The organism is Uliginosibacterium sangjuense, assembly GCF_059132465.1.
In genome coordinates, this window is the sequence record NZ_CP101132.1 from 2,032,662 (window position 1) to 2,058,626 (window position 25,965).

Annotated in this window: 31 protein-coding genes; 6 read left to right on the top strand and 25 right to left on the bottom strand. The window is 65.3% G+C overall.

All coding sequences use genetic code 11. The features are described from left to right. Positions 1–3: 3 nt before the first annotated feature. The 13 genes from rsxC to NMB43_RS09405 all read right to left on the bottom strand — a co-directional run bounded on the left by rsxC (position 4) and on the right by NMB43_RS09405 (position 10,771). Positions 4–1,701 carry an electron transport complex subunit RsxC gene (gene rsxC / locus NMB43_RS09345; protein WP_494351884.1) on the bottom strand — a complete coding sequence of 566 codons (1,698 nt, stop codon included), beginning with the start codon at positions 1,699–1,701 and terminating at the stop codon, positions 4–6. After that, positions 1,698–2,261, bottom strand: coding sequence for an electron transport complex subunit RsxB (rsxB, locus tag NMB43_RS09350; protein WP_494351885.1), 564 nt, complete (start codon positions 2,259–2,261; stop codon positions 1,698–1,700). The genes rsxC and rsxB overlap by 4 nt, the downstream gene beginning before the upstream one ends. A 1-nt stretch (position 2,262) precedes the next feature. After that, a complete protein-coding gene (gene rsxA / locus NMB43_RS09355; protein ID WP_494351886.1) occupies positions 2,263–2,844 on the bottom strand; it encodes an electron transport complex subunit RsxA in 582 nt (193 codons plus the stop codon). A gap of 104 nt (positions 2,845–2,948) precedes the next feature. Continuing rightward, positions 2,949–3,977: a quinone-dependent dihydroorotate dehydrogenase gene (locus NMB43_RS09360; protein WP_494351887.1), complete on the bottom strand. Its 1,029-nt coding sequence runs from the start codon at positions 3,975–3,977 to the stop codon at positions 2,949–2,951. 32 nt (positions 3,978–4,009) lie between these two features. After that, positions 4,010–4,894: a cation diffusion facilitator family transporter gene (locus NMB43_RS09365; RefSeq protein ID WP_494351888.1), complete on the bottom strand. Its 885-nt coding sequence runs from the start codon at positions 4,892–4,894 to the stop codon at positions 4,010–4,012. Between the two features lie 54 nt (positions 4,895–4,948). Further along, positions 4,949–5,719 carry a flagellar brake protein gene (locus NMB43_RS09370; protein ID WP_494351889.1) on the bottom strand — a complete coding sequence of 257 codons (771 nt, stop codon included), beginning with the start codon at positions 5,717–5,719 and terminating at the stop codon, positions 4,949–4,951. Positions 5,720–5,732: 13 nt separating this feature from the next. After that, positions 5,733–6,068 carry an EscU/YscU/HrcU family type III secretion system export apparatus switch protein gene (locus NMB43_RS09375; RefSeq protein ID WP_494351890.1) on the bottom strand — a complete coding sequence of 112 codons (336 nt, stop codon included), beginning with the start codon at positions 6,066–6,068 and terminating at the stop codon, positions 5,733–5,735. Then, a complete protein-coding gene (gene fliK / locus NMB43_RS09380) occupies positions 6,055–7,245 on the bottom strand; it encodes a flagellar hook-length control protein FliK (protein ID WP_494351891.1) in 1,191 nt (396 codons plus the stop codon). Before fliK ends, NMB43_RS09375 begins: the two co-directional genes overlap by 14 nt. Before the next feature lie 39 nt (positions 7,246–7,284). Continuing rightward, on the bottom strand, positions 7,285–7,611 hold the full coding sequence (locus NMB43_RS09385; RefSeq protein ID WP_494351892.1) for a flagellar protein FliT: 327 nt from the start codon (positions 7,609–7,611) through the stop codon (positions 7,285–7,287). 5 nt (positions 7,612–7,616) lie between these two features. Beyond that, a complete protein-coding gene (gene fliS, locus NMB43_RS09390) occupies positions 7,617–8,018 on the bottom strand; it encodes a flagellar export chaperone FliS (protein ID WP_494351893.1) in 402 nt (133 codons plus the stop codon). A 16-nt stretch (positions 8,019–8,034) separates the two neighbouring features. After that, positions 8,035–9,429, bottom strand: a complete 1,395-nt coding sequence (gene fliD, locus NMB43_RS09395; RefSeq protein ID WP_494351894.1) for a flagellar filament capping protein FliD — start codon at positions 9,427–9,429, stop codon at positions 8,035–8,037. A 34-nt stretch (positions 9,430–9,463) separates the two neighbouring features. Further along, positions 9,464–9,874 (bottom strand): flagellar protein FlaG, encoded by a 411-nt coding sequence (locus NMB43_RS09400; protein ID WP_494351895.1) that lies wholly within the window; start codon positions 9,872–9,874, stop codon positions 9,464–9,466. 57 nt (positions 9,875–9,931) lie between these two features. Continuing rightward, positions 9,932–10,771 carry a flagellin N-terminal helical domain-containing protein gene (locus NMB43_RS09405; protein ID WP_494351896.1) on the bottom strand — a complete coding sequence of 280 codons (840 nt, stop codon included), beginning with the start codon at positions 10,769–10,771 and terminating at the stop codon, positions 9,932–9,934. A gap of 386 nt (positions 10,772–11,157) precedes the next feature. On the opposite strand from NMB43_RS09405, the gene NMB43_RS09410 reads away from it, so the two are divergent. Further along, positions 11,158–12,318: an ROK family transcriptional regulator gene (locus tag NMB43_RS09410; protein WP_494351897.1), complete on the top strand. Its 1,161-nt coding sequence runs from the start codon at positions 11,158–11,160 to the stop codon at positions 12,316–12,318. 5 nt (positions 12,319–12,323) lie between these two features. Here the strand turns inward: NMB43_RS09410 and NMB43_RS09415 are convergent, their stop codons facing one another. The 5 genes from NMB43_RS09415 to NMB43_RS09435 are packed head-to-tail and all read right to left on the bottom strand — an operon-like array spanning position 12,324 to position 14,928. Next, positions 12,324–13,310 (bottom strand): NAD(P)H-dependent glycerol-3-phosphate dehydrogenase, encoded by a 987-nt coding sequence (locus tag NMB43_RS09415; RefSeq protein WP_494351898.1) that lies wholly within the window; start codon positions 13,308–13,310, stop codon positions 12,324–12,326. After that, positions 13,311–13,745 (bottom strand): SH3 domain-containing protein, encoded by a 435-nt coding sequence (locus tag NMB43_RS09420; protein WP_494351899.1) that lies wholly within the window; start codon positions 13,743–13,745, stop codon positions 13,311–13,313. It lies immediately after the preceding gene. A gap of 19 nt (positions 13,746–13,764) precedes the next feature. Beyond that, positions 13,765–14,217 (bottom strand): protein-export chaperone SecB, encoded by a 453-nt coding sequence (gene secB, locus NMB43_RS09425; RefSeq protein ID WP_494351900.1) that lies wholly within the window; start codon positions 14,215–14,217, stop codon positions 13,765–13,767. 38 nt (positions 14,218–14,255) lie between these two features. Beyond that, entirely contained in the window at positions 14,256–14,498 is a 243-nt protein-coding gene (gene grxC / locus NMB43_RS09430) for a glutaredoxin 3 (protein WP_494351901.1), read from the bottom strand. Between the two features lie 19 nt (positions 14,499–14,517). After that, entirely contained in the window at positions 14,518–14,928 is a 411-nt protein-coding gene (locus NMB43_RS09435) for a rhodanese-like domain-containing protein (protein WP_494351902.1), read from the bottom strand. Positions 14,929–15,119: 191 nt separating this feature from the next. On the opposite strand from NMB43_RS09435, the gene gpmA reads away from it, so the two are divergent. From gpmA to NMB43_RS09455, 4 genes are read left to right on the top strand one after another with little or no spacing between them, the layout of a single operon-like run. After that, positions 15,120–15,869, top strand: a complete 750-nt coding sequence (gene gpmA / locus NMB43_RS09440; protein ID WP_494351903.1) for a 2,3-diphosphoglycerate-dependent phosphoglycerate mutase — start codon at positions 15,120–15,122, stop codon at positions 15,867–15,869. After that, complete coding sequence (locus NMB43_RS09445; RefSeq protein ID WP_494351904.1) at positions 15,866–17,095, top strand: murein hydrolase activator EnvC family protein; 1,230 nt, start codon at positions 15,866–15,868, stop codon at positions 17,093–17,095. The genes gpmA and NMB43_RS09445 overlap by 4 nt, the downstream gene beginning before the upstream one ends. A 33-nt stretch (positions 17,096–17,128) precedes the next feature. Beyond that, positions 17,129–18,559 carry a S41 family peptidase gene (locus NMB43_RS09450; protein ID WP_494351905.1) on the top strand — a complete coding sequence of 477 codons (1,431 nt, stop codon included), beginning with the start codon at positions 17,129–17,131 and terminating at the stop codon, positions 18,557–18,559. A 51-nt stretch (positions 18,560–18,610) separates the two neighbouring features. Continuing rightward, positions 18,611–19,069 carry a hypothetical protein gene (locus NMB43_RS09455; RefSeq protein ID WP_494351906.1) on the top strand — a complete coding sequence of 153 codons (459 nt, stop codon included), beginning with the start codon at positions 18,611–18,613 and terminating at the stop codon, positions 19,067–19,069. Between the two features lie 15 nt (positions 19,070–19,084). Here the strand turns inward: NMB43_RS09455 and hslO are convergent, their stop codons facing one another. Both hslO and NMB43_RS09465 read right to left on the bottom strand, forming a co-directional pair. After that, on the bottom strand, positions 19,085–19,936 hold the full coding sequence (gene hslO, locus NMB43_RS09460) for an Hsp33 family molecular chaperone HslO (protein WP_494351907.1): 852 nt from the start codon (positions 19,934–19,936) through the stop codon (positions 19,085–19,087). Continuing rightward, positions 19,933–20,292 carry an ArsC family reductase gene (locus tag NMB43_RS09465; protein ID WP_494351908.1) on the bottom strand — a complete coding sequence of 120 codons (360 nt, stop codon included), beginning with the start codon at positions 20,290–20,292 and terminating at the stop codon, positions 19,933–19,935. Before NMB43_RS09465 ends, hslO begins: the two co-directional genes overlap by 4 nt. Positions 20,293–20,469: 177 nt before the next feature. Between NMB43_RS09465 and NMB43_RS09470 the strand changes: the two genes are divergently transcribed. Continuing rightward, positions 20,470–21,084, top strand: a complete 615-nt coding sequence (locus tag NMB43_RS09470; RefSeq protein ID WP_494351909.1) for a hypothetical protein — start codon at positions 20,470–20,472, stop codon at positions 21,082–21,084. Positions 21,085–21,099: 15 nt separating this feature from the next. On the opposite strand, the gene NMB43_RS09475 is transcribed toward NMB43_RS09470, so the two are convergent. Genes NMB43_RS09475 through bioF form a run of 5 tightly spaced genes read right to left on the bottom strand, consistent with a single transcriptional unit; the run spans position 21,100 to position 25,683 of the window. Continuing rightward, positions 21,100–22,260, bottom strand: coding sequence for a DUF2863 family protein (locus NMB43_RS09475; RefSeq protein ID WP_494351910.1), 1,161 nt, complete (start codon positions 22,258–22,260; stop codon positions 21,100–21,102). A gap of 60 nt (positions 22,261–22,320) precedes the next feature. After that, positions 22,321–23,004 carry a dethiobiotin synthase gene (bioD, locus tag NMB43_RS09480; protein WP_494351911.1) on the bottom strand — a complete coding sequence of 228 codons (684 nt, stop codon included), beginning with the start codon at positions 23,002–23,004 and terminating at the stop codon, positions 22,321–22,323. Further along, the gene (locus tag NMB43_RS09485; RefSeq protein ID WP_494351912.1) at positions 23,001–23,759 is read right to left on the bottom strand and encodes a methyltransferase domain-containing protein; all 759 of its coding nucleotides are present in this window, start codon (positions 23,757–23,759) and stop codon (positions 23,001–23,003) included. Before NMB43_RS09485 ends, bioD begins: the two co-directional genes overlap by 4 nt. After that, positions 23,756–24,487, bottom strand: a complete 732-nt coding sequence (locus NMB43_RS09490) for an alpha/beta fold hydrolase (RefSeq protein WP_494351913.1) — start codon at positions 24,485–24,487, stop codon at positions 23,756–23,758. Before NMB43_RS09490 ends, NMB43_RS09485 begins: the two co-directional genes overlap by 4 nt. Further along, complete coding sequence (bioF, locus tag NMB43_RS09495; protein WP_494351914.1) at positions 24,484–25,683, bottom strand: 8-amino-7-oxononanoate synthase; 1,200 nt, start codon at positions 25,681–25,683, stop codon at positions 24,484–24,486. Before bioF ends, NMB43_RS09490 begins: the two co-directional genes overlap by 4 nt. Positions 25,684–25,965: the final 282 nt, after the last annotated feature.

Sequence of the window (25,965 nt, forward strand, 5' to 3'; positions counted from 1 at the left end):
GGTTCAGCCCTCGCTGCCTGTCGTGTCGCCGGCCTCGGCCAGCGGTTTGCGGCGGCTCTCTGCCTCATCGACCTGGGCCTGCTGCGCCGGCGTCAGGTTCTCGGTATTGGCTGGCTGCGTGGCTGCCTTCTGCGCCTGCGCGCGAGCCAGCGCGGCGGCGATCAGGGCTTTCTTCGGGTCGTCTTCCGCCGTTGGGGTCGGTGCGGGCGCGCTGCCGGCCGGTGCACCTTCGGCCGGGGCGGCGGCGCGGCCAGCCGAGGTGCGCGCAGCCAGCTTCTCGGCCTTCTCGCGCTTCTCGCGCTCGATGCGCTCATTGCGGAACTCGAAGCGGTCACGTGCCACGTCGGCCGCATCCTTCTGGCGCTCGCGCGCCCAGATCTCGCTCTTGGCGAAGCGGTAGTAGTCCACCAGCGGGATCGTGGACGGGCATACGTAGGCGCAACAGCCGCACTCGATGCAGTCGAACAGGTGGTATTCCTGTGCCTTGCCGAAGTTCTTGCTGCGGGCGTGCCAGTACAGCTCGAAAGGCTGCAGGTCGGCCGGGCAGGCGCGCGCGCATTCCCCGCAGCGGATGCAGGGCATTTCGGGCGGTGGCGGCGCAAACACGCTGGCGCTGGAGGCCAGGACGCAGTTCGTCGCCTTGACCACCGGCACGTCGAAGGCAGGCATGCGGAAGCCCATCATCGGGCCGCCCATGATGTAGCTGTCGGTGTCCGGGCGCGGTGCGGCCTGGGCGACCAGGTGGTTCATGGGCGTACCGAACAGCACCTCGAAGTTGCGCGGCGCTTCCACGTTGCCGGCAACGGTGACGATACGCGATACCAGTGGGCGGCCCAGTTCGACGGCTTCATGGATGGCGTAGGCGGTGCCGACGTTGAAGCACTGCACACCGTAGTCGGTGGAGCGCTCGCCGTGCGGCACCTCGATGCCGGTCAGCACGCGGATCAGTTGCTTGGCGCCACCGGCCGGGTAGCGCGTCGGTACCGCTACCACCGCGATGCGGGTATCACCCAGCGCGGCGCAGGCGGCCTGCAGGCTGGCGATGGCTTCCGGTTTGTTGTCCTCGATACCGATCAGCACCTCTTCGGCTTCGAGCAGGCGCTGCATGATGCGTATGCCGGCCAGGATCTTGCCGGGCCGCTCGCGCATCAGCATGTCGTCGCAGGTGATGTAGGGCTCGCATTCCGCGCCGTTGATGACCAGGGTCTTCATCGGCGTGCCCTTGCCCGGACGCAGCTTCAGGTGGCTGGGGAAGACCGCGCCACCCAGGCCTACGACGCCGGCATCGCGCACATGGTCGCGGATCGCGGCCGGGCTGGCGGCCTGCCAGTCCAGCGTGGCGGCTTCGATCCAGCGTTCTTCACCATCCGGCTCCAGCACCACGCAGAGCACGCTGAGGCCGGAGCTGTGCGCCATCACGCGCGGCTCCACCGCGACAACGCGGCCGGAAGTGGAGGCATGCGTCGCGGCCGACACGTTGCCATCCGCTTCACCAATGCGCTGGCCTTTGAGCACGAGGTCGCCGACCTTGACCAAGGGCGTGGCCTGACCGCCGACGTGCTGATGCAGGGGGATGACCAGTTGCGCCGGCAGCGACAGGGTGGCAATCGGTTCGCGCGTGGAGGCGTCTTTGTTGGTGGCCGGCTTCACACCGCCATTGAACTGGAACAGCTTGCGGATGATCTGGTTCGCGGCGTTCATGCGGCGACTTTCGTTTCTTGCTTGAGCGGGATGACCGGGTAACGCCACTTCCAGGTCTCGACCGTCTCGGGCACGGGAATCATGGTGATGCAATCGACGGGGCAGGGGGCGATGCACAGCTCACAGCCGGTGCACAGCGGCGCGATGATGGTGTGCATCTGCTTGGCCGCGCCGGAGATGGCGTCGACCGGACAAGCCTGGATGCACAGGGTGCAGCCGATGCAGGTGTTCTCGTCGATGATGGCAACGGACTTCGGCTTTTCCACGCCGTTCTCGGCGTTGAGCGGCTTGAACTCGCGCCCCAGCAGATCAGCCAGCTTGCGGATGCCCTCCTCGCCGCCGGGCGGACATTGATTGATGTCGGCCTCGTCGCTGGCGATGGCGGTGGCATAGGGCTTGCAGCCGGGGAAGCCGCATTGGCCGCACTGCGTCTGGGGCAGGATGGCGTCGATCTTGTCGACCAGCGGATCGCCTTCGACCTTGAACTTGAGCGAGGCATAGCCCAGCACGGCGCCGATCGCGAGCGCCAGGGCCAGCATGATGAGAAGCGCGGAGAGCATGTCAGTACTTGTCCAGACCGGCGAAGCCCATGAAGGCCAGGCTCATGAGGCCGGCAGTCACCAAGGCGATGGCGGTGCCCTTGAAATGCGTCGGCACATCGGCGCCTTCCAGGCGCTCGCGGATGCCGGCGAACAGGATCAGCGCCAGGGTGAAACCTGCCGCGCTGCCAAAACCGAACAGCAGGGCTTCGAGGAAATTGTGGCGGTAGTTCACCGACAGCAGCGGCACGCCCAGCACCGCGCAGTTGGTGGTGATCAGTGGCAGATAGATGCCCAGCACCTGGTGCAGCACCGGGCTGGTCTTCTGGATCACCAGTTCGGTGAGCTGCACGATGGCCGCGATCACCACGATGAAGGACAGGGTGCGCAGGTAGCCGATATCGAAGGGTTCGAGCAGGAAGTGCTCGATCAGGTAGCTGCTGCCGCAGCCCAGGGTCAGCACGAAGGTGGTCGCCGCGCCCATGCCGATGGCCGTGTCCAGCTTCTTGGACACGCCCATGAAGGGGCAAAGCCCGAGAATGCGCACGAAGACCACGTTGTTGACGAGGACCGCGCCAATGACGAGAAAGATGTAGTGAGACATCCGGGATTCCTTGGTAGACCGCGGATTATCCTGCACCCGCCGCCTGCATCCAATCGCTGGCGGGTTATCAGCTTATGCAGGAACTGAATCGGCGGCCGCGCTGATCAGGCGACGGGGGCGGCAACGAAGTCCCGCGTGGTGGCAATGCAGTCGCGCACCAGCCTGGGGCCACCGTAGATGAAGCCGGTGTAAATCTGGACCAGGCTGGCGCCGGCTTCGAGTTTCTCCAGCGCATGCCGGCCTTCGGTGATGCCGCCGACCGCAATGATGGGCAGCTCGCCGGCAAGTTGCCTGGCCAGTGCGGCGACCACGGCGGTCGACTTCTCGCGCAGCGGCGCACCCGACAGGCCGCCAGCTTCGCCCGCATGCAGATGGCTTTCCACTCCCGCGCGCGACAGCGTGGTGTTGGTGGCGATCACCGCGTCAATGCGATGGCGACGCAGCGCGTCGGCAATATTGATGATTTGCTGCTCATCCAGGTCTGGTGCGATCTTCAGGGCGATAGGGACGTACTTGCTGTGCTGTTCGGCCAGTTCCACTTGACGGGCCTTGAGGCGCCCCAACAGCTCATCCAGCTCCGACTCACCCTGCAACTGGCGCAGGTTCTTGGTGTTCGGCGAGGAGATGTTCACCACCACATAACTGGCGACGGGATACACCTTGTCGAGGCAGGCGAGGTAGTCCTCGGTGGCGCGCTCGATCGGCGTATCGAAGTTCTTGCCGATGTTGATGCCCAGGATGCCCTTGTAGCGGCTGGCCTTCACATGCGCGACGAGGTTGTCGACGCCATGGTTGTTGAAACCCATGCGGTTGATGATGGCCTGGTGCTCGGGCAGGCGGAACATGCGCGGCGAGGGGTTGCCAGGCTGCGGACGCGGGGTCACCGTCCCGACCTCGATGTGGCCGAAGCCGAAGGCGGATAGGCCGTCGATGGCCTCGCCGTTCTTGTCCAGGCCGGCGGCCAGGCCTACGCGGTTGGGGAAGCTCAGGCCCATGACATCGACCGGCGTACCGGCGATGGCGCCACAGGCGGGCATCCAGCCCCCCAGGTTGCGCAGGGTCCACATGGAAAAGTCGTGCGCCTTCTCGGGGTCCAGCGCAAACAGGAAAGGACGGGCTAGGGAATAAAGCATGGCGCGGATTCTACCCGATCGGGCGCCCCCGCTCAGGGCTGGGGTTCGAGGTGGGTGGTGGTATGGGCGCCGCCGGCGGCGGCCGACACCCGTGCTTCGATCTCGTCGAGCAGCACATGGGCCTCGTCTACCCGCCAGTGACCGGGTACCAGCACGTTCAGGTGGACGAACTGCTGACTGCCCGCGCGGCGCGTCATTAGGCCGGAGAACTGCAGGCCGCGGGCGGCGAACTCAGCCAGCACGGCCTCGATCTGTGCCAGTTCATCGGCGGGCAGGGCCTGGTCCATCAGCCCTTGGACCGCGTCGCGCATGAGTCGCCAGCCTTCGAGCAGGATGTGGCAGGCTACCGCCAGCGCGATCAGCGCGTCGAGTACCAGCCAGCCGGTCAGTTGCACGGCCACCAGGCCGGCGATGACGCCTACCGAAGTCCATACGTCGGTCATCAGGTGGCGTGAATCCCCTTCCAGCGCCACCGAGCGCAGGCGCCGCGCTGCACCGGCCAGCACGCGCGCGACGACGAAGTTGAGTACGGTGCTGGCGGCGGAAAACCATAAACCGAGGTTCAGTGCTTCGAGCGGCTGGGGCTGGATCAGCCGCGGAATCGCGGTCACCAGGATGCCGACGGCCGCGCAACAGATCAGCATGCCTTCGAAGCCGCTGGAGAAATACTCAGCCTTGCTGTGACCGAAGGGGTGGTCGTCGTCGGGAGGTGTCCGTGCGATGCCCAGCATGGTCAGCGCGAACGCTGCGCCGGCGAGATTGACGAAGGACTCCAGGGCATCGGACAACAGGCCCACCGAGCCGCTCAGGTGCCAGGCGAGCAGCTTGAGCGTGATCGTGGCGAGCGCGGCCAGGATGGACAGCCAGATATAACCGCGCGCCTCGTCGCGGGCAGTGTCAGTGAGATGTACGGTCATGGTTTCTGAGGGCGGGACACGGAGTCCCGCGGGGCCTCACCGCAGGACGGTGGACTATTCGATGCCGCGCAGCTTGCGGTCGCGTTCGACCTTGAGAATATAACGCTGGATCAGGTTGGCCGTCGCCGGGGACAGGTCAACGAACTGGCATCCCGCACGGATGGTTTCCACCCCGTTGCGCTGGACGATGCGGAACACGCTGCGAATGCGCAGGGTGGCGGTGATCGGGCCAAACTCGGGCAGTTCCAGGCGACAGTTCGGATATTCCTGCTCCGGCGTGAAGCTGAGCCCTTGTGGCGGGACCACCACGGCGATGCCGCCACCCGAGATGTCCAGCACGCGCGCGTCGATCTGCTCGCCGTTGATCGGTGAAACCGGTATCACGCAGCGCAGCGGCGCGCTGCTGGGCGCTGCGAGGCGGTAGTACTCGCGGCGCTGCAGGCGCAGCAGCTTGGCGGGCAGGGGCGCGCGCAGTGTCGGGAAACCTTCATGCTGGGTGATCTGCGCGTCGTGCAGCATGAACTGGATCTTCACCTTGTCCATCTGGGTGATGCACAGGACGCCCTGCGCCGCGAGTATCTGGGCATGCAGCCCGGTATCCGGGCCGAGGTCCATCAACAGGTGCTGCTCGTCACTCGAGATGTCGACGATGGAGGTCGGAAAGAAGGTCTGCCCTTCGTCGAGATAGGCGGTGATGTTGGCGCGGCGCGACGCAAGCTGGCGCAGCACGAACACGATCTCGCGCGTCTCGCGCAACAGGTATTGGGTGTAGTCATCCGCCTTCAGGAGTTCGAAACGCGGTTCTGGACTTTCCGGATGAGACATCGGCGCGGGCAACTCAAGATGCAGGGTTGGTACTGGGCGCGACTATAGCAGCAGCCGGCGCTGCCGCGCTGTGCGTCGTACCCTGTTCCACACGATACAGCCAAGCCAGGAGTTCGGCGACTGCCACGTAGAGTTGCGGTGGGATGCGGTCGTCCAGATCCACTTGCATCAGCAGGCCTACAAGGTCGGCCGATTCGTGCACGTAGACGCCTGCCTCGCGGGCGCGGCGGATGATCTCGTCGGCCAGCAGGCCATTGCCCTTGGCCACCACACGCGGAGCAGCTTCACCCTCGGTGTAGGACAGGGCGACCGCCTTGGGACGGCGCTGTGGCGGCTCAGGTGCGGCCATGCGTGTCTCCGACGGAGTGGATCGTCATGCTGGTCAGGGCAATGCCGGCGGCATCGAGTGCCTCGGCCAACGACTGTCGATCGGCCAGCAGGCGTGCGGTGGTGCTCGCTTCGTCTGCCTCTACGCGCAGTGCCAGCCCCTGCGGGCTCAGCACGAGGTGGGCATTCACGCCACCCAGGCTGGGCAGGGTCAGGCGGATCGAACTGCTCCATGGCGCCGCTTCTTCGTCCTGGCCGCTTCGGGCCTGGTGTTCCGGATCGAAGACCGTCCATTGCATCTGCTGACCGGGCCAGATCTGACCTTGCCATTGGGCTTGGTGGGTGGCGAGCGTTTCAAGCTGCTGGTGCACGAGGGGCATCAGGCGTTCCGGGATGCGCAGACTTTCGCGCTCCGGTGGCGGGATGGTGCGCTCGATCGCGGCAGCCAGCGCGGCGGCCTGTTGTTCGGTGCGTTGCGGGCTTTGCGGCGTCGGCGTGGGCGTGGGCGCCGCCGCCGTCGCGTTCGCCGGGGCTCGGGTCGGGGCACTTCCGTCGGCGCGCGAGGGCGGGGGCTCGGCCTGGCTGGGGGCCTGCTCTGCCTGCTTGCTGCCTGGTTGGGTCAGGGCACGCATCAGCTTCATCTGAGGTTCTGCCAGCAGGTGCTCAAGCGGCAAGGTGCCGGCCAGCCACTTGGCCTGGTGTGACTCGAAGAAAAGACCGCTTTGCTTGACCGCTTGCTGAAGCTGTGGCGCCACCTCGGCCGCATCAAGCGGCGGCGCGGCGAGGACCGGTTCGCCGCCGCGTAGCGGCACGGCAGCCGCCTGGCTGAAGCGCCCGGTCAGAAGCTGGCTGATCAGTTGCCCGGCCTGGCTCAGGGCTGGCCGGGCCTGTGGCGAGGCTGGCTCGATGTCGGCGTCATCGGCATAGCGTGCCGCAACGGTGCTGCCTTCGCGGCCGGTGACAACCAGTTCCAGCACGTCGCCGCTCTTGGCGGAGTCGGGCAGGGCCAGGGTCAGGGTCCGCCCTGCCACGATGGCACGGAAGGTGCCATCGGGTAGTGGATTCTGGACCAGTGCAGTAAACCGTTGTCCCTGCTCGTAGCGCGGCAGCTCATCGCCAATCGGCTTGAGGGCCGCCAGAGGATTGACCTGGGACTCGATGAAGGCGCGCAGGCGCGTGGCCAAATCGCTCGGAATCATCGCGTCATTCCTCCAGGCGTGCGCCCGCCGGCGCTAAGGTCAGCGCATGGCGCCGTAGGTGGCTTCCAGCGAACGTGCGCGTGAGCCACTGGCGATCAGCTTGCGCACATCCTCCATCCAGGGTTCGGTGTGACGACGGATCTCGCGGTCGTCGGCAAGCATGGTCTTGATGAGCTGCACCTTGCGCTGGCGCTCGGTCTCGTCGAGGCGTGCAGGTTTGCCGTCATGGCGCTGCAGCCAGTCGCGCAGGCCGGCCAATTCGCGCTCCAGCTCACACAGGTGGTCCCAGTCGTTGTCGCGGGCGGCGCCCACCATGCGGGTGGTCAGTTCGCCCATGCGCTCGTAGATGCTCAGTGTCGTGTCCATGGTCGTCACACTGCGTCCCGCTCGCCCTGGCCCATCTGCACCCAGGCTTCGCGCAGCTCGCCCAGCAGCTTGGCGACTTCGCTCAAGGCGCCCTGGTCGTTGTTGGCGTTGGCGAAGAAGAGACGACTGGCCATGTAGTCGTACAGCGCGGCCAGGCGCTGTGACAGCTCGCCACCGGCCTCCTTGTCGAGGCTGGCCTTGAGGCCATAGGTGATGATCTCGATGGCTTTGCTGATGCCCTTGCCCTTGCTCGGAATGTCACCCTGCGACATGGAGATGGCGGCGCTGTTGATGGCCAGCAGCGCGCCGTCGAACAGCATCACCACGAGTTGGTGCGGATTGGCTTCACTGACGTGCGTCTCGACGCCAACCTTGGCATACGCGGCAGCAGACTGGGTACCGAACATGATGCGTTTCCTTTGCTCAGGCGAGCTTTTCGAGTTGTTGGGCGAGGTAGGAACTGGTCGAGTTGAGGCCCGCGATCATCGTGTCGAGCGCGGCGAACTGGCGCTTGTAACGGGTCTCGACGAGTTCCAGGCGCTTCTCCATCTCCTCGATGCGCTTGTCGAAATTCTTGATCGTCGAATTCAAGCCGTCAGTGCGGCTGGTCAGCAGGCCGTCGCTGTCGATCAGCTCCTTCACCGCACTCGCTACTTGATCAGCAAAGCCACTGGTGGAGCCGACCTTGGCAAACAGGGCGCCGACATCCTTGGTCGGGTCCTTGAGCGCGGCCTCGAGCTTGGTACTGTCGGCCGTGAGCGTGCCATCCACATTGATCTTGACGCCCACGTCGGACAGGCGGGTCAGGCCCGAACCGCCCAGCGTGCCACCGACGATGCCACGCAATTGCGACTGGATGCTGCGCAGCGTGGCGTCACCATTGAGCGGCCCCGCAGTCTTGCTGGTCTCGTTGTAGGCCGACTGCGACTTCATCAGGCCGACGACATCGTTGTAGGCCTTGATGAAGGCGTCGATCTTGGCTTTCTCGCCCGATACATCGGTATTGATGTTGAGCGTGGTGGCCGCGCCGACGTTGGTCTTGCTGAGCGTCAGCGTCACCCCGTCTATGGCGTCGGTCACGACGTTCGAGGACTTGACGATGTCGATCCCGTCGAGCTTGAACTTCGCATCCTTGGCGACCTGGATGGAGCTGAGATCGTTGCTCGGTGCCGGTGTGGTGTCCTCGGTGTAGGAAAAGCCGGTCACTCCGGAGGTGCGGAACGAGTTGGCGGTACCGCTGGCCGAAGCCGTCAGGACCAGGCGGTAGGGCGAGCTGCCACCGTCGTTGACGATGGTGGCGGTCACCCCGGCGTTGGCGGCGTTGATCGAATCGCGCAGGCCAGCCAACGTATTGTTGCTGCTGTCGATCGTGATGTTGGTCGTCTTGCTGGCGGTGAAGTCGGTGCTGCTGTCTTCGGCGTACTTGCCGATCTCGATCGTGAAGGTGCCGGTCGCGATGGTCGAGCTGGTGGCGGCGTAGCCGGCCGACTTGACCTTCTGTGTCTGCGCCAGTTGGGACACTTCAAGCGAGTAGCTGCCGGCTGCCGCACTGCCGCTGGCGGCGGCAGAGGCTACCGTCGTGTCGGCAACCGTTGCCGTGAAGGCGGAAAACTTTGCCTTGGTGTTGAGCGCTTCGGCCGCAGTCTGCAGCGAGGCGAGCGAGCTCTTCAGCGTCCCGTAGGCCGATAACTTGGTCTGGGTGGAGCTCTTGCGTGTCTCGATCTGCGTGATCGGCTGGCGTTCGACAGTCATCAACTGTTCGAGCAGTGTATCCAGCGGGAGACTCGATCCCACGCCTAGTGAACTGATAGTGGCCATGCCTCAATCTCCAACATCTACGCGCCAAGCGCGCTCAAGCCTTCTGCTTGACGAACAGCCCTGAAAACGAATCGATGGCCTTGGTGATGGCCAGCAATTCCTCGCTGGGCATCTGGCGGATCACTTCGTTGGTGGACGCGTCGATCACCTTGATGATCGTGCGTCCCGTTTCGTCATCGACCGAGAACTGCAGGTTTCGTGCCACCGGCGCGAGAGCCTTCTTCACTTCCGTCATTGCCTGGTCGATTTGTTCCCGGCTGGGCGCGGCCGACGGCTGGGCGGTGGTCTCGCCCGGTACCGGAACGGCAGGTGCAGCCTCGGCCTCGACAATGCCGTTGCTCGGGGCCACGGGATCGACGGGCTCGGCTTCACGCGGGGCGGACGTGGCCTGGGCGCGCGACAACAGCAGTTGGGCGGCGGCGGAGGGGATCGGTTGAATGGCCATGTCGGCTACTCCTTGGTCTCGTCAGAGCCGCCTCATGGGCGGCCCCAATGTGGCCTGTCAGCGCAGCAGGCTCAACACCTGTTGCGGGCCGGCGTTGGCTTGCGCCAGCATGGCCGTGCCAGCCTGTTGCAGGATCTGCGCGCGCGACAGGTTGGCGGTTTCCGATGCGAAGTCGGCATCCACCACGCGACCACGTGCGGCCGACTGGTTCTCCACCGCGATCTGCAGCGAGGAGATCACCGCCTGGGTGCGGTTGAGTGCGGCGCCGAAACGGGCGCGGCTGGTGGTCACGGTATTGATCCCCGCATCCAGCACAGTTAAGGCGAGCAGCGCATTGGACGCTGAGGTGCCCGAGATGATCACGGCCGAGCCTGCAGAGTCAGAGGCGATAGTCGAGGCACGCAGATCAGTTGTAGACACCGTGATCTGATCATTACTCGTGGTGCCCGCGCCAACCTGGAAGGTGAATGTCGTGCCCGCATCGATCAGCGAAACGTTGTTGAACTTCGTTGCTTGCGACAATCGGTCTATCTCGCTTCTCAGCGCAGAGAACTCGACTTGAAGATTGTCTCGGTCACCGGAGTTCAGCGTACCGTTGGCGGCCTGCACCGCCAGCTCGCGCATGCGTTGCAGGTTGTCCGAGATCTGTTGCGCGCCGCCGTCGGCGACCTGCATCAGCGAGATCGCGTCGTTGGCATTGCGGATCGCGACGTTGAAGCCCTTCACCTGCGCATTGATGCGCTCGGAGATGGCGAGGCCCGCCGCGTCGTCCTTGGCGCTGTTGATGCGCAGACCTGAGGACAGGCGCTGCAACGAGGTCGCCAGGCTGTTCTGCGAACCACTGAGGTTACGTTGGGCGTTGAGCGACTCAACGTTGGTGTTGATGGTCATGGCCATTTTCAACTCCTTGTTTTATATGCGTTTCCCACTAGTCGTCGAACTGGACGACACGGACTCTTGGTCCGTATGTGCAATTACGACCGGCTGCTGGATTTCTTTAAGAACCGGTTGTACTGGCAGACGCCCGGCAGCCTCATGAGGCTCATTACGGCGCGTGAGTGCTGCGCCGCAGGGTGAGCTGTGCTGCAAGGCAGCTTGTTAGCTCTTTGATTTGATGGCACTTGTTGGTGCCGGCCAGGCTGTCCCTTCGCCGAGGGTATCTACTGGAAATGACGTCGGACTGATATTTGCCGGCGCGTTACAATCCGCCACGTAGCAGCTTCGGGCGGGTGCAATAAGAAGATCACTAATAATCAGCGCCGACTGGCGCACGGGGAGAGCGAATGACGATCACGGGCGACCAGAAGTTTCTCAAGCGCATCAACAGAATGGCCTTGGTGCGCCTGATCCGCGCCCAGCCAGGTTTGTCGCGGGCTGATCTTGCCGGGGTCACGGGGCTGACCAAATCCACCGTCAGCATGCTGACCGGCGAGCTGATCGAAGAGGGGTGGTTGACCGAAGACGACGCCTTGGCGACCGGCTCTATCGGGCGCCGCCCGACACCGCTGCGCCTGGATACCCGCCGCCTTGCACTACTCGGGGTCGATCTGAACACCGGGCGCTTCGAACTGGCCGTGACTTCCCTGACCGGCGAGGTGATTGCCGTGAAGGAGCGCAGCTTCGAGGGCAATGATGTCAGTCATGTGCTGAACCTGCTGGGCGGTGTGATCGTCGAGACGGTGCACACACTCAAGGCGGAGGGGCGCAGCGTGCTGGGCCTGGGTCTGGCCGTGCCGGGGCCGGTGCATGCGGGAACGGGGGTGTTGCATTACTCGCCCAACCTGGGGTGGCGCGACGTGCCCATCCGCCAGATGCTCGCCGGCCTCCTGGGGCGCCACGGTCTGGGTGAGCTACCGATCTACCTGCAACGGCGGGCCGCTTCGGCCGCCCTGGGAGAGGTCGAGTTCGCCTGCACCGAAGTCGAGGAACCCTTGCTGTACATCCATGTAGGCATGGGGCTGGGGGCGGGGGTGTTCGTCAGCGACCGCCTGCTGAGCGGACATGGCGGATTTGCCGGAGAGGTCGGGCACCTGCAACTCCTCCCGGAAGGGCCTCTGTGTACCTGTGGTCGCAAGGGCTGTGCCGAAGCCTTGATCGGGCTGCGCGCAATGTCTACCGCGCTGGGCGTCACGCCAGAGGAGTTTCAAGCGCGCCTGGCGGCCGGCGACGAAGCCGCGCGCCTGGTATCGGTGCGTGCCGGCCACTTCCTCGGGGTGTTGATGCACAACCTGTGGTCCACCTTCGACCCGGCGCAGATCGTGCTGGGCGGGCAGTGCTGCCAACTCGGGGACGACTACCTGAAGGCGGCTCGCGACGGCCTCGATGAACTGGCCCAGAAAGCCGGCCTGAAAGCGCCGCAGGTGAGCATCGCACGTTTCGGCGACCACGCAGTCTCGGTCGGCGCCACGGCGCTGGTGCTGCACCAGATCGTGCGGCCGGTGTAGAGCGCCTATTCGGTCTTCGGATCGCGACTCATCAATTGTTCGACCGCGCTGCGCGGCGCGATGCGGCCGGCCAGCACATCATTGACTGCGCGCGTGATGGGCATGTCTACGCCCAGCTCCTGGGCCAGGCGCGCGGCGACCTGGGTGGAATTGACGCCTTCTGCGACATGACCGAGCTGGCGCAGGATGTCGGCCAGCGATTCGCCCCTGGCCAATGCCAGGCCTACACGTCGGTTACGTGAAAGGTCGCCGGTACAGGTCAGGATCAGGTCACCGACACCCGCCAGCCCCATTAGGCTCTCGCGGCGGCCGCCGAGCGCCTGGCACAGGCGCGCGATCTCGGCCAGGCCGCGGGTGATCAGCGCGGCGCGGGCATTGAGCCCGAAGCCGAGTCCGTCGGATATGCCCGCCGCGATGGCCAGCACATTCTTGATGGCGCCACCGATTTCGGCGCCGACCAGATCGTCGTTGGCATAAAGCCGTAAGCGTGGTGTGGCGAGGCGGCGCGCCCAGTCCTGGGCGAAGCTGAGGTCGGTGGCGGCAAGGGTGATGGCGCAGGGCATGCCGGCCGCCACCTCCTGCGCAAAGCTGGGGCCGGTCAACACACCGAAAGTCTGCCCGGCCGGCAAGACATCGCCCGCGATCTGGTGCGGCAGCTTGCTGCTCTTGCTCTCGAACCCCTTACAGACCCACAGCAGGGGCGCGGCGGATGCCGATTCGACCACCCGGTGCAAGGTCTCGCGCATCGCACTGACCGGCGTCGCCACGATCAGCAAGTCGGCCTCCTGGACTGCAGCGGCAAAGTCCGCCGTCAGCTCCAGTGTTTCGGGCAGGGTGATATCAGGCAGGTAGCGCGCGTTGCAGCGCGTCTCGCGCATGAGGGCGACCTGATCCGCGTCGATGGACCACAGCACGACCTTGTGCGATTCGGCAAAACAAACGGCCAGCGCGGTACCCCATGCGCCGGCACCCAGAATGGCAATTCGGGACAACTAGATTCCCCACACAGCTTTGACCGGGACGAATCCCGTGAGGCCGTCCGGGTGGCGGACCTTCAGCATGCCTGCAATAGGCCCATCCACCCATTCCAGCAAGACGTCGCGCGCGACGGTGCCGACCACCGGGGAACCCGGCTCTGCGCTTTGCCGCAGTTCAAGTTGCGGCACCACCACGATCAGCTGCTTGCGCTCGCTCAGCGCACTGCGTTCCACCCAGCCGATGCCGCCGCCCGCTTCACGCACCTTGATCCAGCGCTCCAGGCTCACGATGACCTCGACCGGAGTGCCGCGCATCAGGATGAACAAGGGGCGCGATTCTTTCGACCCCGCGTCATAGACGACACCGTGGTCGGCCATGCTGCGGTACTCCAGCGCACTGGCCGTCGTGCTGACGAAGGCGACGAACAACAAGGCGAGCAGCCTGGGCATGGCCAAACCTCCTTCGGTGTTACTGGACCGCTGCCGCGGCTTCCTGCTGGCGCGCCTGATACATGGCCTCGAAGTTCACCGGGGCCAGCAATACCGGCTGGAAGCCGGCGCGCGTCACGGCGTCGGACACCACCTCGCGAGCATACGGGAACAGGATGTTGGGACAGCCAATCATCAGCACCGGTTCCAGATCGCTCTGCGGGATGTTGCGCAACTGGAACACACCTGCCTGAGTGGCCTCGACCAGGAACAGGGTCTTGTCTTCGCCGACCGAGGCGGTCACGGTGACCTTCAGCGACACTTCGTAGAAGCCTTCTTCCAGCGCACGGCCGTTGGTGGCCAGTTCAACATTCACGTTCGGTTGCTCGCGCTCCAGGAAGGCGGCGGGCGCGTTCGGCACCTCGACGGAAAGATCCCGCACGTAGAGCTTTTCGATGTTGAAGACCGGTTGCTTGTTCTCTTGCTGTTCCATGATGTTCCTGACAGAGGGTGTGGAAGTGGAGGGGCGGCTCAGTCGGCCAACAGGGCGTCCAACTGGCCGGCGTGCTCAAGGGCGTACAGATCGTCGCAGCCGCCGACGTGGGTTTCGCCGATGAAGATCTGCGGGACGGTCCGGCGCCCGGTCAGCGACATCATGCGCTCGCGCTGTGTCGCGTCGATGTCAACCCGGATCTTGGTGATGGCGCTGACGCCCTTGCGTTGCAACAACTGCTCCGCGCGGACGCAATAAGGGCACACCGCGGTGGCGTACATGACAACAGGTTTCACGGAATCAGGCGCCGCTCACCAGGGGTTGGCCGGCCTGGCTCCAGGCTGCGACGCCGCCTTCAAGGTTGTACACCTTCTCGAAACCTGCCTTGCGGAGTTTTTCACCGGCCGACGCGCCACGCATGCCGGTCTGACAGACGATGATCAGCGGACGCTTGCGCAGCTTGCCAAGTTCGTCGATGTGCTTGTCCAGCGTGCTCAGTTCGACGTTGCGGGCGGACGGAAAATGTCCTTTGGCGAACTCAGCGGGCGCACGCACGTCGATGACATGAGCGTCCTCGCGGTTGATCAACATCACAGCCTGGGTGACGGTAATGTTGTCCTTGCCGCCGGCACGCATCAGCGGAGCGATCAGGAGGGCGGCACTGACGATGGCCAGGGCGATCCAGACGAGGTTTTGGGTAATGAATTCCATGTGGCTTGCGATCGAGGTGAAACACCGCCGCGGCCGGCTTTGCGCTGGGGCAAAGGCAGGGGCCATGCGGCTCCGAATGAATCCGATACAATACCATCAATCGCCAGCAACCGCCCCGGCTGCCCTCAGGCAGACGAACGGCCTCATGGCGGGCGCCCACTCTCATCCCTCTTTAGAATCAGGCACCACACATGTACAAGATCGTATTGATTCGCCATGGCGAATCCACCTGGAACAAGGAAAACCGCTTCACTGGCTGGACCGATGTCGACCTGACCGAACAGGGCGTCCAGGAAGCCAAGGCCGCAGGCCAGTTGCTCAAGCGCGAGGGCTTTGCCTTCGACGTGGCTTTCACCTCCGTGCTCAAGCGTGCCAACAAGACGCTCAACGTCGTGCTGGAAGAACTGGACCAACTGTGGATTCCGGTCGAGCACGACTGGCGCCTGAACGAGCGTCATTACGGCGCCCTGCAAGGCCTCAACAAGGGCGAGACGGCGGCCAAGTTCGGCGACGAGCAGGTGCTGGTGTGGCGTCGTTCCTACGACATTCCGCCGCCCGCACTGGAGAAGGATGATCCGCGCGTGGGTCGTGACGATCCCCGTTACGCCAACCTCAAGGATGGCGAGCTGCCGCTGACCGAGTGCCTGAAGGACACCGTGGCCCGCTTCGTGCCGTACTGGGAGCAGGTCATCGCTCCGGTGGTCAAGACGGGTAAGCGCGTGATCATCGCCGCGCATGGCAACAGTCTGCGCGCCCTGATCAAGTACCTCGACCAAGTGTCGGACGAGGACATCGTCAATCTCAACATCCCCACCGCCCAGCCGCTGGTCTATGAGCTGGATGCCAACCTCAAGCCGATCAAGAACTACTACCTCGGCGACGCCGACGCCATTGCGGCCGCCATGCAGGCCGTGGCCAATCAAGGCAAGGCCAAGGCGTGATCCTTCGCTTCCTTGCGAGCAGCGCCATGCTGGCGCTGCTCGCCTGGGCGACGCCGCTTGCCGCCCAGGAAAGCGGCTCGCGTGACGAGTTGCGCCAGTTGCGCGAGCAGATCAAGCAACTGGAGCGCGATATCGCGCGCAGTGAAGAGGCGCGTGGTGACGCAGCAGACGAATTGGCCGAGTCAGAGCGTGCGATCTCTGCCGCGCAACGCCGTCTGCACGAGATCGTGCGGGCACGCCAGGCTGCCGAGGCCGCGCTGCAGCGGCTGCAGGCAGAGCGTGCCAGCCTGGAGAGCTTGATTGCCGAGCGGCGGCGCCAGCTCGGCGAAGCTGTCTATCAGCTCTATGTCGAAGGCGGGCAGGCGGGCGCCCGACGCTTGCTGGGCGGCGGAGACGCCAACCAGATCGCGCGCGACAGCTACTACCTTGAACAGATCGCCCGCCAGCGGGCCCAGCTCATCGAAGAGACGCGTCTTGCTCTGGACAACCTGCAGCGCGTGTTGGCGGAGACGGAGCAGAAGCGCGACGAATTGCGCCAGCTTGAAGCAGAGCGGGCCGGTGAGCAGCGCATGTTGAGCGACGAGCGCCGCAAGCATCGCGAAGCGCTCGACGCAGCGGCTGGCAAGTTGCGCGCCCAGCGCCGCGAGATGGCGAGCTTGCAGGCCGATGCGCTGCGCCTTGAAAAGCTCCTAAAGGGCTTGGAGCGCATCGCGCGCAATCGCCCGACCCCCAAACCGCCTGTAGCGGCCAAGCCTCAGTCCGGGTCTGCAAGCGAACCGGTCGCCGGCCGTGCCGACAGCGTGGCCAGCAGTGCGGACTCCGGTGCCAGCCTGAGCGCACTGAAGGGGCGCTTGCGCTGGCCGGTCAAGGGAGAACTCAGCGGGCGCTTCGGCAGTCCAAGGGCGGAAGGCGGGGCAACCTGGAAAGGCGTGTTCATCCGCGCCACGCAGGGCGCGGAGGTGCGCGCCGTGGCGGATGGTGAAGTCGCCTATGCCGATTGGTTGCGCGGTTTCGGTAACCTGATCATCGTGGACCATGGTGGCGAGTACATGAGCATCTATGGCAACAATGAATCATTGCTGCGCAGCCCGGGACAGAAAGTGCGCGCCGGCGACGCCATTGCAAGCGTCGGCGCGACGGGTGGGGCCGAGGAAACCGGCTTATACTTTGAATTACGGTATCGCGGTCAGGCCGTGGATCCGATGAAATGGATGGCGGGGCGCTAGACCCCGCAACTAACCTCGATAGTGGAGTGCTGGATGAGCGGCAAGTTGAAACAGGCGGGCCTGGTGTTGAGCGGCGTGTGCGTCGGGGTGCTGATCAGCCTCCATCTGTCGGCCACCGCGAACCGGGAGGCGAATGCGCCGTTGCCGGTCGAGGAAATGCGCAATCTGGCCTCCGTGTTCAACGCGATCAAGCAGAGTTACGTCGAGCCGGTAGAGGACAAGAAGCTCCTGACCAATGCCATCAGCGGCATGGTGTCCGGCCTGGACCCGCATTCGGCCTATCTCGACGAAGAGGCCTTCAAAGACCTTCAGACCAGTACCAAGGGCGAGTTCGGCGGCCTGGGTATCGAGGTTGGCATGGAGGATGGCTTCGTCAAGGTCGTCTCGCCGATCGAGGACACACCGGCCTTCCGTGCCGGCATCAAATCCGGTGACCTGATCGTCAAGCTCGATGAAACGCCAGTCAAGGGCATGACCCTGGGTGACGCGGTCAAGCGCATGCGTGGCGTGCCGAATACCAAGATCACCCTGACCGTGCTGCGCAAGACCGACAACAAGACCTTCGAGGTCACGCTCACGCGCGAAGTCATCAAGGTGCGCAGCGTGCGCTCCAAGCTCATCGAGCCGGGCTATGGCTACATCCGTCTGACCCAATTCCAGGAGCAGACCACGCGCGATCTGGCTACGCACCTGAACACGCTGTACAAGGAAGGCCCGCTCAAGGGCCTGGTACTGGATCTGCGTAACGACCCGGGTGGCCTGCTCAACAGTGCGGTCGGCGTGTCGGCCGCTTTCCTGCCGAACCGCGCGCTGGTGGTGTACACCGATGGTCGCACCGAGGACTCCAAGCGCAAGATGTATGCGACGCCGGACGACTACATGCGTGGCGAGCGTGATGACGCACTGGCGCAACTGCCGGCCTCGGTGAAGAAACTGCCGCTAGTGGTGCTGGTCAACGGCGGCTCGGCCTCGGCCTCCGAGATCGTGGCGGGCGCACTGCAGGATCACAAGCGCGCGGTCGTCATGGGCTCGCAGACTTTCGGCAAGGCCTCGGTGCAGACCATCGTGCCGCTGTCGGACAAGACGGGGCTGAAGCTGACGACGGCGCGCTACTACACGCCCAACGGCCGCTCCATCCAGGCACTGGGCATCGTGCCCGACGTGCTGGTCGACGAGACGCCTGAAGGTTTTACCGCCAAGCATGTGCGTGAGGCCGACCTGACCCGCCACTTGAGCAACGACAAGGTGCCGGGCGCCGGTGAGAAGAAGCCGGAAGAGCCCAAGGCACAGGACAAGGCGCAGGAAGGCAAGAAGCCGGTCGAGGAAGATGTGGATACGCCACGCATCGAGTTCGGCAGCAAGGATGATTTCCAGCTGCAGCAGGCCTTGAATCAACTCAAGGGGCTGCCGGTGATCAAGTCCAAGGCGCCGGTGGCGAGTTCGGAGCCTGTCGCCAGCAAGTAAGAGGTGCCTGATCCGGGGCGGTTCCGCCGCCCCGCTGCATGGAGGAATGACATGCTGCGTCGTGAAACTGCCTACCAACTCGCCGGTCGCCACCACCGCAGTGCAGAGGAGCGCCTACCAGAGGAAGGGCTGTGCGAGCGGGATATCCGTTTCGAGCACATCACGCCGGAACAGCTTGAGCAGGCCGCGCAGGCGCTGGCCGCCATTCCCGGCGTCAAGGTACAGGCGGCGGCCACGCCGGATGCCCTGCATGTCAGCTACAACCTGGCTTTGCATACCTGCGATGAACTGGAGGAGCAGCTCGAAAAGCTGGGCCTGCAGCTCGACCATTCGCTGTACGGCCGCTTGCGCCGCGCCATGGTGCATTTCTGCGAGGAGACGCGGCGACGCAACCTGAGCGCACCGCAACGCCTGATCAAGCAATCCAGCGAAGTGTACGTGCAGGCCTACGAACACCATCCGCACGGCGACCACGACGACACTCCGCCCGAGCTGCGCCAGGCGAAGTGAGGTCGGGCTGAACGCTCAGTGCAGCGTGGGGCCGTCGCTGAATAGCTTGCGGGCTTCTTCCGGACTCAGGCGGTAGTCATGATTCGACAGGTCGTCGCGCACATGGATCTCGCCGTGTTCGGCGAGAATCCGCTCCACTTCCGCCTGTCCCAGCGAGCGCAGCATGTCGGCAATCTTCTCCGGCTGCGGCGGAAAATCGTGGCGCACGGGCTGTGGTGCGAATACGCGCACCGTTTCTTCGTGGAACAGGCGCGATAGCAAAGTCTCGGCGGGCAGGCCCAGCAACTCCTCGTCCTTCAGGGTGCGGGCGAGTTGCTCCATGCGGTTCCAGCCGTCTTCGTCCTTCAAATCCGCGCCGGGCAGCTTCTGCAGGAACAGGCCGCCGACACGCTGAGCATCCGCCGCCAGCACCAGCACGGCAGGCTGCTGCTCCGACTGTGCCAGGTAGTGCTCGAACACTTCGGCGATGCTGCCGCCTTCCACTGGCACCATGCTTTGCCAGGGTTCGCGCGCGCTTTCCACATCCAGTGTCATCAGCAGACGGCCATCCCCAAGCAGTTCAGGCAGGTGGTGAGCTTCGCCCACGCCGGCATGGCGCGCGTAGCCGCGCAGGTTCAGGTCCTGCGAGCAGTCGATCACCAGCATCGAGACAGGCCCGTGGCCGCTGAGCTGGAAGGTCAGGCGACCCGGTTGCTTGAGATTGGCCGAGATGATCGCGGTTATCGCGCACATCTGCCCCAACAAGCCATCCACTGCTGCGGGGTTGTCACGACGGGCGCGGATCGCCTGCCAACTGGCGTCCAGTTGCACCACGGCGCCCCGGATGTCGAGGTCTTCGAGCAGGAAGCGTTGGACTGCATCGCTCACGCCTTGCCCTCCTTGCCCAATGTACGCAGGTACTCGTCACCATCGAATCCGAGCAGATAGCCGCTTTCCAAGGCGATCAGCGGGCGCTTCACCAGGCTCGGGCGGGCCGCCATTAAGGCCAGGGCGCGCGATTCGTCCACGCCCTCTCGCTCGGTTTCAGGCAGGCCGCGCCAGGTAGTGCCACGGGTGTTGAGCAAGGCCTGCCAACCCAGTGCGGCGGCCCAGGTCTTGAGCAGGGCCGGGTCCAGCCCGTCCTTCTTGTAATCATGGAAGTGGTAGGGCACGCCACGCTCTTCGAGCCAGGAGCGGGCCTTCTTGACGGTACTGCAGTTGGGGATGCCGTAGACGGTGATCATGCTGAGGGCGGGTGATGAAGCAAAAAGAGGGGAAGAATGGAAACCCAATCGGCGCAGGCGCAGGGATGGAAGCTTGATTCAAACCTATTTTCTCATCCGGCGTCCGTCTGCGGGAGTGCAGCCTGGGCCGGGATAGGCGAAAATCGCGCATTCCTGCAAATTGATCCGGAGTCGTCGATGCGTCTTGTTCCAGTGCTGGCCGTGTGTGTGGGCCTGGTCATGGGGAGCGTGCAAGCTGCCACCAGTACCCAGGCCGCGAGCGGCAAGAGCAGTTCGGCCAAGAGCACGTCGTCGGCCAAGGGGGCCAGCAAAGCAAAGGCCGCCGCACCGACCAAGAGTGGCACCAAGTCCAAGACCGCTACCAAGAGCACAGCCAAGAGTTCGACTGCCAAGTCGACCGCCAAATCCACTGGCAAGTCCGCCAGCAAATCCAGGACGACAAGCAAGAGCAACACGACGGGCCGAACGCTGAACAGTCCGATCAGTGCCGACTCGCTGGACAAGAGCGCCGCGACCAGCGGGGACGAGATCAAGGCGCGCACGGTGCCCGACCGGGCCTACGCCATCGACGGCCAGACCTTCTTCCACCAGGGCAGGCGCATCCGCATCGAAGGACTCAGCTCAGCCAACGCCACGGCGACTGGCGAGCACGCCAAGCAGCGCCTGCAGACCTTGCTCGACAGCGGCAACATCTCGATCGAGCAGATCGCCATCGACGACAGTGGTGTGGCGACTGCACAGGTGCGCGTCAACGGTCGCGACCTGGCCGGTCAGCTCAACAACGGCAACTGAGCGCCACAGCCTGCTTCAATGCAGGTGGCGCGGCATCTGCTCGGCCTGCTCCTCCGGCAGTTCGGGATGCACTGCCTCGCCGTCCGGCGCGGGGTACATGGGCGTGCCGCAGTCGTCGCAGTATTCCAGCGGGAAACGGTTGTCGATGTGCTGGATATCGCTGATGCCGCATTCGCGCAGCGCCGCGTCGATCTGCCCCGACAGTTCCGCGCTGTCTTCCTCCGCCCCCAGCAAGGGCCACACCACGCCGTGGTAGATGCGGTTGTTGCCCGCGGTGGTGAAACCGATGCGGTACTCCTCCACCTGGGTGTCGTAAAAAGGCGCGACCACCGCGCGCAGGCGCGCCGGCGGCAGGTCCAGCGTGGTGCTCAGGAAGGCTACCGAGGCTCGCAGCGAGTAGGGGCGGGAAGCCCGTTCGCTCTCGCGGCTGGCGGCGAAGAAGCCGTCTGGCAGCACCGTCTCGATGGCGCAGCCGGTCATCACCGGAGTGAGGCAGGCGCCGCCCTGGGCGCGCCATTGCTTGGTGGCGTGGTCGCGGCTGCCATCCTTCTCTTGCCAGCGGAAGATCGGCGCCTGCGGCTTGTAGGCCACGCAGGCCAATACGTAGCGCACGTCGGACAGGAAGCGCGCTGGTTCCGGCAGCGATTCCGGGTCGATCTTCATGTCTTCGCCCTGGCGTGCGCAGGCGCCCAGGTCGGCGGCGAAACGGGCCGTCTCGCAGTAGCCCTGGGGCAGTTGTTCCGGGCTGAACAGGATGTTGGCCATGGCCAGCTTCACGTTGCTGGCCAGCACGTGGGCGGCCAGGTGCACGCGCAGGTTGTCGACCACCGTGGCTGACAGTGGCCCGGCCTGGATGGTGAAACGGCTCCAGGCCAGTACCGGAATCGCTAGCAGCAGGATGTCCGCCTCGCCGGCGCCACATTCGGCACGCGCCTCAACGAGATCAGCCAGGGTGTCGTAAGCCGCTGCGTTGGTCGAGTAGAGGTGGTCCAGCGCGGCGTTGAGCGTGTCTTCGCTGCCGGATTGCAGCAGATCGTCAATGCGTGCGACCAGGCTGCTTTCCCAGTAGCTGTCTTCGGCCCGACAACCGGACTCGGACAGGCCGGTAGCCAGGCGCAGAAGATCTTCTGCCTCGCGCGGCAGGCCGCTGCGGCGGCCAAATCGGGAACGTTTCATGGGCGGGTTCTTTTCGTTATATCGAATGGTCTGAGTTTAGCCGTTTCGTGCGCATCCCCATCAGGCCGGAGGCAAGACAAGCAGATTTGCAGCCTCGATGGCGGAGCCGACGCGCGGCAGGCGGCCCAGCAGGGGGGCCGGGATGCGTGCCGTGAGTGTGGCGACATAGTCGTCCTGGCGCGCGAAATCGGGCTCCAGGCAATTGGCGACCCAGCCGGCCAGGACCAGCCCGCGCGCCTGCAAGGCCTCGACGCTCAGCAAAGCGTGGTTGATGCAGCCAAGGCGGATGCCGGCCACCAGGACCACCGGCAGCGCCAGGGCCTGGGCCAGGTCGGAGAAATCCGTCGTGTCGTCCAGCGGCACCAACAGACCGCCTGCGCCTTCCACCACCACCGCGTCGGTCTCACCACGCAGGGCGTGAAAGCCTTCTACGAGCTCCCTCACGCTGAGAGCGATGCCTTCGTCGCGTGCGGCCAGATGCGGCGCGGTCGCCTCGCGCAGACAGATCGGATTGATCCGTGCCAGCGCGAAACCGGGGCTGCCCGCGGCTTGTAGCGCCAGCGCGTCCTCGTTGGCCAGTTGGCCGCTGGCCAGCGGCTCGGCGCCGGAAGCCACTGGCTTGTAGCCCGCGACACGCCATCCTTGGGCATGTAGACAGTGCAGGAAGGCGCAACTGACCAGGGTCTTGCCGACACCGGTATCCGTGCCCGTGACGAAGAATGAGAGCGGCGGGTTCGGCTTCATGCGCGGATGGCGCGGATGAACACCGCTTCATAGCTGATTGGCAGGCCGGCCGGTTCGCGCAAGGCCTCATAGGCCTGCGCCATCTGCTGCCAGGCGGTCTTGCCGTAGAGGCCGGGCGGGCGGGTGGGCAGCACGCCGGCGCCGAGGCCGCGCACGCCGTTCAGCAATTGTGAAAGCTCCGAGGCGTACTCGCGGAACACTTCCACCTCGATGCGGAGCTGTGACCAGCTGCCACCGTCGAACAACGTCCGGATAAGCTCTGGTGGCTGGAAGTCACGCACATGCGGGCGGCGGTCGGCCGCGCTGAAAGCCTGCCGCAGTTCGCCCAGACTGGTCGGCCCCAGGCTGGCGACCAGCAACTGGCCGCCCGGGCGCAGGCAACGCGCGGCCTCGGCCACCGCGCGCGCGGTATCTGCCCACTGCCACGACAGGCTGGACGCGTACAGCCCGAGGCTGGCATCAGGCAGCGGCAGTTGCTCCAAGTCACCACACAGGGTCGTGGCGGGTGCCAGCCGCAGCATGTCGAAGGCCAGGTCGCAGGAGAGGAGGGCGAGACCGGGGTAGCGGGTCTGCAACTGACGGCCCAGGTAGCCGGTACCGCAACCCGCGTCGAGCATGGGGCCACTCGCCTCCTTGGGCAGGTGCGTCAGCAGCGCGTCGGCGATTCGACGCTGGACGATGGCCAGGCCGTCGTAGGCGGGCGCGGCTGCGGCAAAGGCCGCGCGGATGCGATGCTTCTCGCCCAGGCTGTTCATGTGCTGGCCTTGCTCTGGCATTGCGCCATGAACGCGCGGATCGCTTCGCTCACCCGCGGCCCCTGGCTCAGGAAAGGGGCGTGGCCGGTGTCCGCCAGGCTCAGCACGCGGCAGGCGGACCAGGGTTCGGCCAGCGCGCGGCCAGCGGCGACCGGCACCAGGGCGTCCTGTTCACCGTGGATGATCAGGCCCGGCACGCCGGCGGGGGGAGGGCGTTTGCGCAGGTCCTCGTCGGCCAGCAGGCGCAGCCCCTGAGCCAGCGAGGCGAAGTCGGCTACGGGATCTGCCAGGCCGGCCTGCAGGCCCTGCGTGACGGCGTGACGATCTGCGTCGCCAAGCGCCTGCAGCGCCAGAAAGCGTTGCTGGGTGCGTGCCGGATCGCGCTGGAAGGCTTCGCGGAAGGCCTGCACGGTGGCGGAGTCCAGGCCATGGCGCCAGCCGTCGCCGGCGACGAAGCGTGGCGTCGGCGCGATCAGCAACAGGCCGGCTACTGCCTGGGAACGCTGATGCGCCAGGCAGATGGCAAGCATGGCGCCGAGCGACCAGCCGCCCAACACGCAGGGCTGCGGCAGGCTGGCATGGACTTGTTCCGCCCATTCGGCAAGCGAGGGGGCCGGGTGCAGCGCGGGGGTCAGGATCGGCTGCTCGGGCAGGGCGGCGCGCAGACTGTCCCACACTCTTGGGCGCACCCCCCAGCCATGCAGCAACACCAGTGGCAGCGGCTTCATGGCAGCAGGCTTTCTTCGGCCGCATTCAGCGCGGCGGCCAGGCGGGCGACGTCTTCGAGGCGGTGCGCCGCGCTCAGCGAGATGCGCAGGCGTGCCGTACCGGCTGGCACGGTCGGCGGGCGGATGGCCGGCACCCACAGGCCTTCCTGCCATAGGCGACGCGACAGTGCGACCGTGGTGGCGTTATCGCCGACCAGCACCGGCTGGATCGCGGTATCCGAATGGAGCAGTTGCCAATGGCGCAGCTTCAGCCGCGCGCGCAACTCGCCGATCAAGGCCTGCAGATGTGCGCGCAGCGCGTCACCCCCGGCGATCAGTTCGAGGGCCTGCAGCAGTGTCGTTGCCAGCAGGGGCGGCGCGGCGGTGGTGAAGATGTAGGGGCGCCCGCGCTGGAGCAGCCATTCGATGGCAGCCGTCTGCCCGGCGACAAAGGCACCGGCTAGCCCGGCAGCCTTGCCCAGGGTGCCCATCAGGATCAGGCGCTCATCCTGCAAGCCAGCCGCGGCCAGCGCACCGCGCCCCTGTGGCCCGAGCACGCCGAAGCCGTGAGCATCATCGACCAGTAGCCATGCGTGGTGTTCGCGTGCCAGATCGAGCAAACCGGCCAGGGGTGCGATATCGCCATCCATGCTGAACACGCTGTCGCTCACGATCAGCTTGCGCCGCGCACGACTGGCTGAGAGCGCGGCGCCCAGCGCATCGAGGTCGCAATGCGGGTAACGCTGCAGGTCGGCCCGGCTCAGTTGCGCGCCGTCGAGCAGCGAAGCATGGTTCAGGCGGTCGCTGAAGATCGCATCGCCACGCCCGACCAGGGCCGGCATCACCGCGAGGTTGGCCAGGTAGCCGGTGGAGAAGCCGAGCGCGGCCGGCATGCCGACGAAATCTGCGAGCGCGTGCTCAAGTTGGTCGTGGGGGCGGCTGTGGCCGCTCACGAGGTGTGAGGCACCAGCGCCGGCGCCCCATTCCTCGGCCCCCCGTTGCAGGGCCGCGCGCAAGGCCGGGTGGTGAGCCAGGCCCAGATAGTCGTTGCTGGCAAAGGCCAGCATGCGCCGCCCATCCACCGTCACGTCTGGCGCGCAGGGGCTGTCGGTGACGCGACGCACACGGCGCAGGTGCTCGGCATCCAACTCACCCAGGCGGGTGTGGATCTCATCGAGCAAGGCAAAGGTGGGCGCGGAACGGGAGGAGTCGGGCATGGCTGGGCAAGGCGGGAGCGGGGCAGGAAGACACCCCGTGCAGGGGCGCGATTCTACCCGCCGGAGGGCGCTTCCGTCCGTTTTCGCGGTAGCCGCGGGGATGCTCGCCCCGCTGGACGCGGCGCGGTGATCATACCCCTTCAGGGTTAGGTGTTTACCCTAGGCGCCGGAGTTTGCCTGACTTATTCCTTACAATCCCATCTTAGGACAAAGGAATTTTTCGCCCGATCCTTGGGGCGGATTCAGACAACAGGAAGAAAGGAAAGCTGGGATGAAAATGCG